The organism is Pseudarthrobacter sp. WHRI 8279, assembly GCF_040224115.2.
Taxonomy (GTDB): domain Bacteria; phylum Actinomycetota; class Actinomycetes; order Actinomycetales; family Micrococcaceae; genus Arthrobacter.
The window spans coordinates 1399595-1412123 of sequence record NZ_CP168162.1 but is presented as its reverse complement, the minus strand read 5'-3'; the positions used below and the strand labels follow the sequence as shown (position 1 = coordinate 1412123).

Below are 12529 nucleotides of genomic sequence, written 5' to 3'. Positions count from 1 at the left end.
CCTGACATTTGCTCACGGACAACTTCAATTCAGGCGTAACAGTCGCGGCTGCGTCCTGTGGAGTTCTTCCGTGTTCCCCAAACTCAAATTCATTGCCGGTCTGCCGTCGTATTCGACGGATGCCCCCAATGGCCCAAAGCCAAGGATGCAAATGTCTCCACCAAGCCTTATTGACACACACCCGAATCTCTCCGACACCGCTCCGGTGGCGCTCTCCTACGAGCTGTTCCCGCCCCGTTCGCCGGCAGCCGCGGAAACCCTCTGGACCACCATCCGGGAACTGGAAACCACCGCTCCGGACTACGTCTCCGTCACTTACGGTGCCAGCGGCTCAAACCGGGACACCGCCGTCGAACTCATCAACCGGCTCCTGCTGGAAACCACCCTCCGGCCGCTGGCCCACCTGACCTGCGTGGGCAACACGCCCCAGGAACTGGCGGGCATCATCGGTGAGCTGCTGGACACAGGTGTACGGGGGATCCTGGCGCTCCGCGGCGACCTTCCCAAGGACGGCGCGGCGCCGGTTGCCGGTTCGCTCCGGTACGCCCAGGACCTGATCGAACTGATCCGCCGCGTTGAACAGCGCCGCTCGGCACTGCTCTGCGCAGGAAAGATCGCGGTGGGCGTGGCGGCGTATCCCACCCGCCACCCGGAGTCGCCCAGCGAGGCGCACGACGTCGAGGTGCTGCTTGCCAAGCAGCGTTCCGGCGCCGACTTCGCCATCACGCAGGTCTTCTTCCACACCGAGCAGTACGCGGACCTCCTCACCAGGGCGCGCCGTGCCGGGGTCACCATCCCGATCATTCCAGGGGTCATGCCCCTCACCAGCCTCCGGCGCGTCCGGCGCCTCGGCGAACTCACCGGCGTGGAGCCCGCTCCTGAGCTGCTGGAGCGCCTGGCATCAGCGGACAACGACCTTGAACGGCTCCGCATTGGTGTCGACGCCACCGTGGACCTTGCCAACGCAGCCCTGCAGGCCGGTGCGCCCGGCATCCACATCTACACGTTCAATGAACACCAGAGCGCCCTGGAACTGCTGGACAAACTGGCCCTTCCGCGGCGCACCCATTCCGGCATCCGCCCGGACGCAGTTGCTCGCCAGCTCGCCAGCTGAACCTCGTACCCCTGCCTCCTCCTGCACTGCCTTCTCCGCGCCACCGCGGACCTGTACCCAACTCTTAGGATTTGCCATGTCTGAAAACAACACGCCCAACCGCACTCCGTTCCCCGCCGCGTCCCTCCTGGGCTACCCCCGCATCGGCCGCCGCCGCGAGCTCAAGAAGGCCGTCGAAGCCTTCTGGGCGGGAAAGATCGACGCCGCCGCCCTGGACGCCGCCGCCAAGGACATCCAGCTGACCATCGCCAACCGCCTGCAGGAACTCGGGCTCACCGAACCGGCCGCAGTGCCGGGCACCTTCTCCTACTACGACCAGGTCCTGGATACCACCGCCCACTTGGGCGCCGTGCCCGCCCGGTTCGGCAAGCTCATCAACGCCGAAGGCCAGCTGGACCTCGACGGCTACTTCACCCTGGCCCGTGGCACGAAGGACCAGCAGCCGCTGGAAATGACCAAGTGGTTCGACACCAACTACCACTACCTGGTCCCGGAGATCGGCCCGGAGACCGAGTTCACCCCCGCCTCCACCGCCAAGGTTGACGAGTTCGCCTTCGCACTGGCCAACGGCATCGAGACCCGCCCCTACATCGTGGGTCCTGTCACGTACCTGCTCCTGTCCAAGGCTTCGGACGGCGCACCCGCCGGCTTCGCGCCGCTGTCCCGCCTCGAGGACATCCTGCCCGTCTACGTCCAGCTCCTGGAGAAGCTCGCCGCCGCGGGCGCCAGCTGGGTCCAGCTCGACGAGCCTGCCCTGGTGGTGGACCAGGACACCCCGGCCGGGGAGATCGAGGCTGCCGTGGCCCGCGCCTACGAGGTTCTCACCTCCGCGGCCAACCGCCCGCAAATCCTTGTCTCAACCCCGTACGGCTCACTGGACGGCCAGCTCGGCACCCTCGCTGCCACCAACATCGACGCCCTCCACATCGATGTCTTCAAGGGCATTGTTCCCTCCGCCGCGGCACTCGCCGGCCTGGGCAGCAAGACCCTCGTTGCCGGCGTCGTGGACGGCCACAACATCTGGCGCAACGACCTCGCAGCGTCCGCCGCCAAGCTGGATGCACTGAAGGCAGCTGCCGGCAAGGTTGCAGTCTCCACTTCCACCTCCACCCAGCACGTCCCGCATGACGTCGCCGAGGAGACGCAGCTTTCCGAACAGCTTCGCAGCTGGCTGGCGTTCTCCGACCAGAAGGCCGTGGAGGTGAAGACCCTCGCGTCCTACCTGGCGGATCCCGCTTCTGCCCGGGCGGCCATCGATGAAGCAACGGCAGTGATCGCGTCCCGCGCCACGGCAGAAGGCGTGCGCCGCCCCGACGTCCGTGCCCGTACCGAAGCGCTGACCGCTGCTGACTTCACCCGCTCAGCCTACGAAGTCCGCGAGGCCGCGCAGGAAGAGGCGCTGCACCTGCCGCCGCTGCCCACCACCACAATTGGCTCCTTCCCGCAGACCTCCGAGATCCGGTCGGCCCGCGCCCGCAACAACAAGGGCGACCTCACCGACGGGCAGTACGAAAAGCTCATGAAGGACGAGATCAGGCGCGTTGTTGAGCTCCAGGAGGAACTCGGCTACGACGTCCTGGTGCACGGCGAGCCCGAGCGCAACGACATGGTCCAGTACTTCGCCGAGAACCTCGAAGGCTTCGACGTCACGGTCCACGGCTGGGTCCAGTCCTACGGCTCACGCTGCACCCGTCCGTCCATCCTGTGGGGCGACGTCACCCGCAGTGCCCCGATCACGGTGGAGTGGGCCAAGTACGCACAGTCCCTGACCAGCAAGCCGATGAAGGGCATGCTCACCGGCCCGGTCACCATCCTGGCCTGGTCCTTCGTCCGCGACGACCAGCCCCTGGCCGAGACCGCCAACCAGGTTGGCCTGGCGCTCCGTGACGAAATCGCGGACCTCGAAGCTGCCGGCATCAAGGTCATCCAGGTGGACGAGCCCGCACTGCGCGAACTCCTTCCGCTGCGCAAGGCAGACCACGCCGACTACCTGAAGTGGTCCGTGGACTCCTTCCGCCTGGCCACCGCCGGTGCTGCCGACGCCACGCAGATCCACACCCACCTCTGCTATTCCGAGTTCGGCGTGATCATCGACGCGATCGACGGACTCGATGCGGACGTCACGTCCATCGAGGCCGCACGGTCCCGCATGGAGGTTGTCCACGACCTCGAGTCCCACGGCTTCGGCCGCGGCGTTGGCCCGGGCGTCTACGACATCCATTCACCGCGTGTGCCGGGCGAGGCTGAGGTGACCGAGCTGCTGGCCACCGCCGTCAAGCACGTTCCGTCCCGCCAGCTCTGGGTGAACCCGGACTGCGGCCTGAAGACCCGCGGCTACGCCGAGACCGAGGATTCCCTGCGGAACCTGGTCAAGGCAACCCAGGCGGTACGCGCCGGTCTGCTGGAGGCAGCCAAGCAGTAGCAGCGAAGTAGGCATTAAGCAGAAGCGGCGGCTGCCCACCTTAGGTGGGCAGCCGCCGTCGCAATTAACCATCGAGTGATCCCCACCGGTACCCTCGCCTCGCACGTTCGGCCAGGGAACCCTGCCGGCGTGGGCCCTGGCCGTTATGGACGCTCAAAACGGCAGGTACGGAGCACTCGATTCAGGACTCCCAGACGATCTCGTCGTCCACCACGCCGTCCTCGTCGGCTGAGGCCACCAGCACCTCATCGGTGAAGTGCTCGCCCAGGGTGAAGTCCAGGACGAAGTAGCGCTCGGGCTGGCCGGGATAGATGCCCACGTGCCCCAGCTTCAGGGCTTTGAGGAAAACTTCGTTGGTGAGCTGGCTGCGGTCGGAGACGCCGAAGACCTTTTGCAGGTGCTCGTCCTTGAGGGCGTTGCAGTGGAAGTGCAGGTACTCCTGGGGGCTGGTGCCTTCCTGCTCCAGCTCCTCGGCGATCATGTCCCGGACCTCGTCCACGAGCTCGGGCAGGAACCTCAGGCGGTAGTCCACCTTCCGGAGGGCGGCCTCATCGAAGTGGTCGTGTGCCGTGATGTTGAGGTCGAGTTCCAGCGGATGCCCGCGCAGCTCGTGCTTCGCGGCCACGAAATGATCCTTGCCGTGGTTGAGTTCGATCTCTCCGAAGTGCCGGCTCGCTACCTTGCTCATAGTTTCAACATAGACCCGAACAGCGGCGCATTCCAGCATTCAGGCCTAATTCACGGCCGTGCGCATTCCGGCGAGAGTCTCGGCCAGGAGGTCCACGAAGAGCTGTACCCGTGCGGTTTTCCTGTCGTTGATGATGAGGGCAAAGACGTTCCTGGCCAGCCGGATCTCCGGAACGTCCAGCACCACAACACCGGCGGGCTTGTTCCGCAGCGCCAGTTCCGGAACCAGGGCCGCCCCCAGCCCTGCGGCGGCCATCTCAAGGCTGGCGTGGAAGTCGTCGCTGTGGGCCACCACGCGGGGGTGCAGGTTGCAGCCGGCGAAGAGGCGCTCGATCACCATGGCGTCGCTGGTTCCCGGATGGTGCATGATCCAGGGCATTCCGGAAAGGTGGTCGGCGGCGACTTTTGCGTCGCTGCGGAAGCCCCAGCCGGCAGGCAGCACCACCCGGAAGTCGTCGTCGCCGATCCATTGCCGGTTGATGGTGTTGGGCCACGCGAAGCCCGTCTGCCCCACCTGGAACACCACGGCGAGGTCCAGTTCGCCGCCGGTGCGCAGCCCCTGGATGGTCTGCCCGGGTTCAGCCACGGACACCTGGAGGTCGATGCCCAGCTTCTTCCATGCCGGGTTCTTCAGGATCCGCGGCAGGACGTACGTGGCCAGGCTGGGGAAGATCCCCAGCCGCAATTGCTGGTTGGCTGAGTCCTGGGTCCTGGAGGCGGCGGCCATGAGGGCTTCAATGTCCGTGAGCACTTTGGCGGCGTGCCGGGTCATGACGACGGCGGCTTCCGTGGGCACCACGCTGCGTGCCGAGCGCTGGAACAGGACGACGCCGGTGTCCCGTTCCAGGGCGGTCATCTGCTGGGAGACAGCTGAGGCCGTATAGCCCAACGTGGCAGCCGCGGCCGCAAAGGAGCCGAGCCGCGTTACCTCCAGGAGGGTCTTCAGGTGTACCGGGTTTACCACCTGCCCACAGTACTCCGCCGCCCGGCGCTGAAGAAGTTGCCCGGCGCCGCACCCATCCGCTGGCGGGACGGTGCCGAATTGCCCTCTAGCATTGGCGAATGTCCAGCAGAGGAGCATGCATTGTCACCTGACCCAGCAGTAACCGGAGGCGGGCGGCGGCGGGTGGCCGTCATCGGCAGCGGCGTGGCCGGCCTGACCGCGGCCTACGTCCTCAACAGGCAGGACGACGTCACGCTGTTCGAAGCGGATTCCCGGCTGGGAGGGCACGCGCATACGCATGACTTGCCGCAGGCGGACGGCTCCACCATCGGCGTTGATACCGGCTTCATTGTGCACAACACGCGGACCTATCCCACGCTGCTGCGGCTCTTCGCGGAGCTGGGAGTGGAGACGCAGGACTCCGAGATGAGCATGTCCATCCGGTGTGACGGCTGCGGGCTGGAGTATGCAGGGGCCCGCGAGGGCGGACGCGGCATCATCGCCCGGCCCTCAAGCCTGCTGCGCGGCCGCTACCTGCTGATGCTGCTGGAGGTAACCCGCTTCTACCGCAAGGCGCGGGCGCTCCTGGCGACGGCACCGGTTTCCTCGGTCAACCCGGACCTGGACGTTCCTGAGCCCACCCTGGGCGAGTTCCTGGAGCGCGAGAAGTTCAGCCCCTACTTCGTTTCGCACTTCATGACCCCCGTGGTCAGCGCCGTGTGGTCCTGCGACCCCACCACGGCCCTGGCCTACCCGGCCCGCTACCTCTTCACCTTCCTTGGCCACCACGGCCTGCTGGGCGTGAAGGGATCCCCGCAGTGGCGGACGGTCAGCGGCGGTTCAGCCAGGTACGTCGAGAAGCTTGCTGCCACGCTGGCGGACGTCCGGCTGAAAACGCCAGTGACCGCCATCCGGCGCCATCCCGACGGCGTGGAGGTCACCACTGAACGCGGGACGGAAGACTTCGCCGCCGTCGTCGTTGCCACCCACCCGGCCCAGGCGCTGGGGTTCCTTGCCGACGCCACTCCTGAGGAGAAGGAGGCGCTGGGCGGGATGCCGTACTCGGTCAACCGCACTGTTTTCCACCAGGACCCGGCCGTCCTGCCCTCCGCGGACAACGCCAGGGCGTCCTGGAACTACCGCCTTCCCTCCTGCGAAGCCCGGCCGGACAAAGTCCTTGTCAGTTACGACCTCACCCGGCTGCAGCGGCTCAGCCCGGCGGACGGCAGGCCATACCTGGTGAGCCTGGGGGAGTCGGAGCTGATCGCCGACGACCGGGTCCTGGAGCGGATGGTGTACGAGCACCCGCAGTACACGCCCGAATCGCTGCGCGCCCAGCAGGCGATCACCGGGCTGAGCGACAGCAGGATTGCCTACGCCGGTGCCTACCTGGGCTGGGGTTTCCATGAGGACGGTGCACTCTCCGGCGTGCGGGCCGCCGAGGCGCTGGGCCGCACGTGGCCGGTGGCCCGGGCTGCTGATCCTGTGGATTCGCGGGACGGCGGGGAACGGGAGCTGCTTTCCGCGGCTGAGCCGGCATGACCATCGAGGCAGCGATCTACCGCACAGCGATCTCGCATGTGCGCCGCACGCCGCTGAAGAACGCCTTCACCTACCGCAGCTACTCCTGGTTTGTTGACGTGGACCGGCTGCCACGCCTTCCGTTCCTGCTCCGCCCGCTGGCCGTGTTCCGCTCCGGCGACCACCTGGGGGATCCCGGCGCCAGCATCCGGAGCAACGTGGAGCGGTTCCTGCGCACCCAGGGCATAGAGCCCGACGGCGGCGCGATCCACATGCTGACCAGCGCCAGGGTCTTCGGCTACGTTTTCAACCCGCTGACGCTGTTCTGGTGCTACCGGACCAGCGGCGAACTTGAGTGCGTGGTGGCCGAAGTCCACAACACGTACGGGGAGCGCCACTGCTACCTGCTGCATACGGACGCGGCGGGCCGCGCCTCGGTGCCGAAGGCGTTTTACGTTTCGCCGTTCAACGAGGTGGACGGGCAGTACCGCATGAAGCTGCCCGCGCCGGGAGAGCGGCTGGGGGTGTCCATCGTGCTGGAGCGCGAGGGCCACCGGCCATTCGTGGCATCCCTGGATGGAGTCCGCCGGCCCGCCACAGTTTGGAACATCCTGGCGGCGGCGGTTGCCGTGCCTGCCGCGCCACTGCTGGTTTCCGCACTCATCCGGGTGCAGGGCATTACACTCTGGGCAAGACGCCTGCCGGTCGTCGCCCGACCCCACCACCCCTCACAGGAGGCAGTTCAATGACAATGACGGACGACAACCAGGCAACTGCATCCACCGGAGGCAAGGCGCAGCGCAAGACGCTGGAGGATGCTGCCACTCCGTATGCCGCAACATGGACCGCAACCGGGGTGCCGGCGTCGCCCGCCACCATCGATCCGGATCTGTGGCCGGAAGTTGCGCAGCCGCCGTCGGGAGCCAAAGCGGCGGTGGCCGGAAAAGCTGCAGGCCTCCTCTTCAAGGGGGCCGTGAAGCGGCTGCCCCTCCGCGTGGAGTACCCCGACGGCACCGTGCTGGGCACGGGTGGACCGGAGGCGCCGGTGATGACCATGGTCCGGCCGGACGCGTTTGAAGCCCGGATCGGCGACAACGGGCTGATCGGGCTGGGCGAGTCTTTCATGGCGGGGGACTGGGAAGCCAGCGACCTCGCAGGTGTCCTGGAGGTCTTTGCCGCGTCGGTGGACACGCTCATTCCCGCGCCGCTGCAGAAGCTGCGCGCGCTGTACCTGCCGCGCACGCCCCGGCAGGAGCGGAACGCCGAGCAGAACACCCGGAGCAACATCTCGCGGCACTACGACCTCTCCAACGAGCTGTTCTCCAATTTCCTCGACTCCACCATGAGCTACTCGTCGGCGCTGTTTCCGCTCGCCGCGGGACCGCTGGTTTCTGTTGGCTGGGAGGCGCTCGCGGAAGCGCAGCAGGCGAAGATCGACAGGCTGCTGGACAAAGCCGGCGTCGGAGCCGGGACCCGGCTCCTGGAGATTGGGACCGGCTGGGGCGAGCTCGCGCTGCGGGCAGCGGCCCGCGGCGCCACTGTCTACAGCGTCACCCTGTCCAGTGAACAGCAGGCCCTCGCGCAGGAACGCATCGCGGCTGCCGGTTATGCGGACAACGTGACCGTGGCGCTGCAGGACTACCGGGCTGTTGAGGGGGAGTACGACGCCGTTGTTTCCGTGGAGATGATCGAGGCCGTGGGCTACGAGTACTGGCCCATCTACTTCCAGACCATCGACCGGGTGCTGGCGCCCGGCGGCAAGGTGGCCATCCAGGCGATCACCATGCCGCACGGCCGGATGCTCGCCACCCGGAACGCCTACACCTGGGTGCACAAGTACATTTTCCCCGGCGGCTTCCTGCCCTCCGTCCGCGCCATCGAGGGCATCACCCAGCAGCACACCACGCTGCGGGTGCGCGAACGGATGGGCATGGGGGACCACTACGCCGCCACGCTGCGGCTGTGGGAGGAACGGTTCCTGGAGCGCTCCCGCGAGGTAAGCGAGCTGGGCTTCGACGCGGTGTTCCAGCGGATGTGGCTGTTCTACCTGTGCTACTCGCGGGCAGGTTTCCAGTCCGGGTACCTGGATGTGCAGCAGGTTGTCCTGGACCGCCGGGAGGCGCAGCTGTAGCAGCGGTGCCGCGTGTCCTGCCGCTCCTGCACGGGTAGGATTCTTTGCGGCGTGCCGCCAGGCCCGCTGACTGGCGGTTCCAGCGGCAAGGACGGTATGACGATGAAGGCCACGCGGAAGGCGTCCGGCGCCACCGGAAACGCAGCGGCTCCCCAGCCAGGGATGCCCTGGGGTGAACGCCCCTGGACTGCTTCATATGGGCCAGGGGTGCCCGCCGCTCCGGTGCTCCCGGAGGATTCGCTGGTGGACCTCGTGGATCAGTCGGTGCGCAGGTACGGGAACAAGACAGCCCTGGAATTCTTTGGAGCCCGGACCAGCTACCGCGAGCTCGGAACACTCATCAGCCGGGCCGCGGCGGGCCTGAAGAAGCTGGGTGTCAAGCCGGGTGACAGGGTTGCCCTGGTCATGCCGAACTGCCCCCAGCACGTCATTGCGTTCCATGCGGTGCTGCGCCTCGGCGCCGTGGTGGTCGAGCACAACCCCCTTTACACGGACCGCGAACTGCGTCACCTGTTCGAAGACCACGCGGCCGTCGTCGCAATCGTATGGGACAAGGCAGTGGAGCGGGTCCGCCAGCTGCCGGCGGACGTCGGGCTCCGCACTATCGTCTCCGTGGAGCTTATCCCCGCAATGCCGTTGCTGCAGCGGCTGGCGCTGCGGCTCCCGGTTCCCGCTGCCCGCAAAGCCCGTGCCGCCCTGACCGTTGGCAGGGACCACGCGAAAGGCAGCGCCGCTCCTGCCCTGCGGCACGTGCTGTCGTGGCGGCAGCTCCTTGAAAACGGCGCTCTCCGGAAGAAGCATCCGCGCCCGGCGGCGGCGGACCTCGCCGTCGTGCAGTACACCTCCGGGACCACCGGTTCGCCGAAAGGCGCCATGCTGAGTCACGCCAACCTGCAGGCCAACGCTGCGCAGGGCCGGGCCTGGGTGCCCGGGCTCAACAAAGGCCGGGAAACCGTCTACGCAGTGCTGCCGCTGTTCCACGCATACGGACTGACGCTGTGCATGACCTTCGCGCTGAGTATCGGGGCGAAGCTGGTCCTGTTCCCCAAATTCGACGTGGACCTTGTACTCAAGGCGTTCAGGAAGTCCCCGGCGACGTTCCTGCCGGCGGTGCCGCCGATCTACGACCGGATTGCCGCCGCGGCAGCGGAACGGGGCATCGGGCTGGAAAGCATTCGTTTTTCGATCTCCGGGGCCATGAACCTGCCGGCGGCGACGGTAGAGACGTGGGAGAAAGCCACCGGCGGCTACCTGATCGAGGGCTACGGGCTGACCGAAACCTCTCCCATCGCCATCGGCAACCCGTTCGGTCCCACCCGTAAACCGGGCACCGTGGGAGTACCGTTTCCGCTGACCGACATCCGGGTGGTGGACCCCCGCAACGTGGCGCTGGACCGTGCCCCGGGTGAGGAGGGGGAGCTCCTGATCCGCGGCCCGCAGGTGTTCAACGGGTACTGGAACAGGCCAGAGGAGACCGAGGACGCCCTGCTCGAGGGCGGCTGGTTCCGTACCGGCGACATCGTCTCCGTGGACCACGACCACTTCGTCACCATCCGGGACCGGATCAAGGAACTGATCATCACCGGCGGCTTCAACGTTTCGCCGAGCGAGGTGGAGGAGGTCCTCGCCACCTTTGCGGATGTTGCGGAGGTCTCGGTGGTGGGGCTGCCGCGCGGCGGAGGCGGCGAGGATGTGGTGGCCGCGGTGGTTCCGGTTCCGGGCACCACCGTCGATCCCGACGCACTCCTGTCTTTTGCACGGGAACACCTCACCGCCTACAAGGTGCCGCGCCGGGTGGTCATTCTGGACTCGCTGCCGCGCTCACTCATTGGCAAGGTCCTGCGCCGGGAGATCCGGGACAACCTCCTGGCGCGGGGCTGAACCGGTGCACTCTTGTCAACGGCTGCCGCTGCCGGAATTGAGCCGGGCAATTGACGCGGACAGGACGGTAGCGAAGCCGCACCACGCGGCGTAGGGGGCGAGGGCTGCTCCGGCCCGGGGGTTCAACCGGTACGTGCGCCGCACCAGGTCCGCGCTGCTGGCCGCCAGCAGTCCCGCTTCCGCTGCGGCGAGCCAGGGCCGGCGGGAGCGCCAGAACAGCCAGCTCCAGGTGCCATTAAGGACAAGGTTTGCCGCGAGGGCGCCCCGGTAGGCGCGGACCTCCCCTCGGTTGCCCTTGCTGTTTGTCGAGGTAGTGCCGGCTGCGGTGCTCTCCCGGCCGGCCGCAGCATCTTTTGTGGCGGCGCTGTCCAGGGCGACGGCGGAACTCACTGCGAGATCCGCGTACAAGGCCGTCCACACGACAGGGAAGGCAAGCGCCGGCGGCTGCCACCCGGGCTTCCGCAGCCGAAGGTACCAGCCGCTGTTCGGGTCTGTCGCTGCTCCGCCCGCAGCAGCAGCCGCTACGGTTGCGGCCGTGGTCCATGCCAATGTGGCGAGTTTCATCGTTGAGCCCTCTCTATCTGTCCTGATTGCCCTGCCAGTCCTATTGGATCCCGCCGCTGGGGCCGTCACCCGCCCGTGCGCTACCCGGGAAGCAGCTCCTGCACCTCTGATGCTACGGCTCCGGCAGCGGGCCGTCCTGGGCCGAATGGATCACTACATGCAGTGATTCTTGACTCGTCCTCGGCGGGAGCCAGCACCATCCGACACGCCGTCTTTTCCCCGACACGCTGGGCGAAAAATGTGGCTAAGTACTCCACAGGGTGTGGACTTCGTCCACAAAATCAGCGGGATTCCGGACATTTTGGGGGCACCTGCCTGTGGATTAAAAGTGCATTAAATGACATACTTGTAATACATCATCTTGGGGTTCCAAAGAGGCGTCTGCACTAGATGTAGTATCTAGGTACAGCTTGGGCGGGGACACCGGACCAGCAAGTTTTCCAGAAAAGGGGACAGGAACCATGACCGTAACGGTTTACACAAAGCCTGCTTGTGTTCAGTGCAACGCCACCTACCGGGCGCTCGACAAAAAGGGCATCACCTACCAGAGCGTTGACATCTCCCAGGACGCCGAGGCCCTCGAGCGCCTGAAGTCACTGGGCTACATGCAGGCTCCCGTTGTGGTCACGGACCAGGACCACTGGTCAGGTTTCCGTCCGGACAAGATCGAGGAACTGGCTCTCTCCGCCGTTTCCTCTGTGGCATAAGGACCCTTTCCCTGGCGGCTTCCGGCAGCCAGCAACCAGCCGAGGTGACTTCAACGGCAGCACCAGCAGTCCAGGACATCCACGCGGCTCAGCGTGTGGATCCTTCAGTGCCTGTCCCGCCGGTGGTCACTGGCAGCCGGCTCATCTACTTTTCCTCGGCATCCGAGAACACCAGCCGCTTTGTCTCGAAGCTTGGCCGTGAGGTGGCCCGGATCCCGCTGCTGGCCAAGGACGCACCCCTCCTCGCCACCCGGCCGTTCGTGCTGGTGGTGCCCACCTATGGCGGCACCGGGGGAGAGGGTTCCGTGCCCAAGCAGGTCATCAGGTTCCTGAACAACCCGCAGAACAGGGAGCTTCTGCGGGGTGTTATTGGGGCCGGCAACACCAACTTCGGGGACAACTACTGCATGGCGGGGGACATCATTGCCGCCAAGTGCGGAGTGCCGCACCTCTACCGCTTCGAATTAATGGGCACGCCAGAAGACGTGGCCCGCGTAAACAATGGATTGGACACGTTTTGGACACGACTGTCGCAGACACAGAAGTAACCAGGGCCGAG

11 protein-coding genes are annotated in these 12529 nt (G+C 66.5%); 8 read left to right on the top strand and 3 right to left on the bottom strand.

Annotated elements, in window-relative coordinates:
• The first annotated feature begins 151 nt into the window (after positions 1–151).
• Positions 152–1114, top strand: coding sequence for a methylenetetrahydrofolate reductase (locus ABRP28_RS06360; RefSeq protein WP_231455922.1), 963 nt, complete (start codon positions 152–154; stop codon positions 1112–1114).
• Between the two features lie 76 nt (positions 1115–1190).
• Positions 1191–3536, top strand: coding sequence for a 5-methyltetrahydropteroyltriglutamate--homocysteine S-methyltransferase (gene metE, locus ABRP28_RS06355; protein ID WP_350002481.1), 2346 nt, complete (start codon positions 1191–1193; stop codon positions 3534–3536).
• Between the two features lie 181 nt (positions 3537–3717).
• Here the strand turns inward: metE and ABRP28_RS06350 are convergent, their stop codons facing one another.
• The gene (locus ABRP28_RS06350; RefSeq protein ID WP_350002480.1) at positions 3718–4224 is read right to left on the bottom strand and encodes a DUF2004 domain-containing protein; all 507 of its coding nucleotides are present in this window, start codon (positions 4222–4224) and stop codon (positions 3718–3720) included.
• 45 nt (positions 4225–4269) lie between these two features.
• Positions 4270–5187, bottom strand: a complete 918-nt coding sequence (locus tag ABRP28_RS06345; protein WP_350002479.1) for a LysR family transcriptional regulator — start codon at positions 5185–5187, stop codon at positions 4270–4272.
• 120 nt (positions 5188–5307) lie between these two features.
• Between ABRP28_RS06345 and ABRP28_RS06340 the strand changes: the two genes are divergently transcribed.
• The 4 genes from ABRP28_RS06340 to ABRP28_RS06325 all read left to right on the top strand — a co-directional run bounded on the left by ABRP28_RS06340 (position 5308) and on the right by ABRP28_RS06325 (position 10699).
• A complete protein-coding gene (locus tag ABRP28_RS06340) occupies positions 5308–6708 on the top strand; it encodes an FAD-dependent oxidoreductase (RefSeq protein WP_350002478.1) in 1401 nt (466 codons plus the stop codon).
• The gene (locus ABRP28_RS06335; protein ID WP_350002477.1) at positions 6705–7436 is read left to right on the top strand and encodes a DUF1365 domain-containing protein; all 732 of its coding nucleotides are present in this window, start codon (positions 6705–6707) and stop codon (positions 7434–7436) included. Before ABRP28_RS06340 ends, ABRP28_RS06335 begins: the two co-directional genes overlap by 4 nt.
• The gene (locus ABRP28_RS06330) at positions 7433–8818 is read left to right on the top strand and encodes a class I SAM-dependent methyltransferase (RefSeq protein ID WP_350002476.1); all 1386 of its coding nucleotides are present in this window, start codon (positions 7433–7435) and stop codon (positions 8816–8818) included. The genes ABRP28_RS06335 and ABRP28_RS06330 overlap by 4 nt, the downstream gene beginning before the upstream one ends.
• Positions 8819–8980: 162 nt before the next feature.
• On the top strand, positions 8981–10699 hold the full coding sequence (locus ABRP28_RS06325; protein ID WP_350002659.1) for a long-chain-fatty-acid--CoA ligase: 1719 nt from the start codon (positions 8981–8983) through the stop codon (positions 10697–10699).
• A 15-nt stretch (positions 10700–10714) separates the two neighbouring features.
• On the opposite strand, the gene ABRP28_RS06320 is transcribed toward ABRP28_RS06325, so the two are convergent.
• Entirely contained in the window at positions 10715–11263 is a 549-nt protein-coding gene (locus ABRP28_RS06320; RefSeq protein ID WP_350002475.1) for a TspO/MBR family protein, read from the bottom strand.
• A gap of 461 nt (positions 11264–11724) precedes the next feature.
• On the opposite strand from ABRP28_RS06320, the gene nrdH reads away from it, so the two are divergent.
• Positions 11725–11970 carry a glutaredoxin-like protein NrdH gene (nrdH, locus tag ABRP28_RS06315; protein ID WP_066276552.1) on the top strand — a complete coding sequence of 82 codons (246 nt, stop codon included), beginning with the start codon at positions 11725–11727 and terminating at the stop codon, positions 11968–11970.
• A gap of 77 nt (positions 11971–12047) precedes the next feature.
• A complete protein-coding gene (nrdI, locus tag ABRP28_RS06310) occupies positions 12048–12518 on the top strand; it encodes a class Ib ribonucleoside-diphosphate reductase assembly flavoprotein NrdI (protein ID WP_350002658.1) in 471 nt (156 codons plus the stop codon).
• Positions 12519–12529 lie beyond the last annotated feature (11 nt).

Excerpts from the sequence above, each read along its gene's own strand:
- ABRP28_RS06330 (WP_350002476.1), top strand. The coding sequence starts at position 7,433 with ATGACAATGACGGACGACAACCAGGCAACTGCATCCACCGGAGGCAAG.
- metE (WP_350002481.1), top strand. The coding sequence starts at position 1,191 with ATGTCTGAAAACAACACGCCCAACCGCACTCCGTTCCCCGCCGCGTCC.
- ABRP28_RS06335 (WP_350002477.1), top strand. The coding sequence starts at position 6,705 with ATGACCATCGAGGCAGCGATCTACCGCACAGCGATCTCGCATGTGCGC.
- ABRP28_RS06360 (WP_231455922.1), top strand. The coding sequence starts at position 152 with ATGTCTCCACCAAGCCTTATTGACACACACCCGAATCTCTCCGACACC.
- nrdH (WP_066276552.1), top strand. The coding sequence starts at position 11,725 with ATGACCGTAACGGTTTACACAAAGCCTGCTTGTGTTCAGTGCAACGCC.
- ABRP28_RS06350 (WP_350002480.1), bottom strand. The coding sequence starts at position 4,224 with ATGAGCAAGGTAGCGAGCCGGCACTTCGGAGAGATCGAACTCAACCAC.
- ABRP28_RS06325 (WP_350002659.1), top strand. The coding sequence starts at position 8,981 with ATGCCCTGGGGTGAACGCCCCTGGACTGCTTCATATGGGCCAGGGGTG.
- ABRP28_RS06320 (WP_350002475.1), bottom strand. The coding sequence starts at position 11,263 with ATGAAACTCGCCACATTGGCATGGACCACGGCCGCAACCGTAGCGGCT.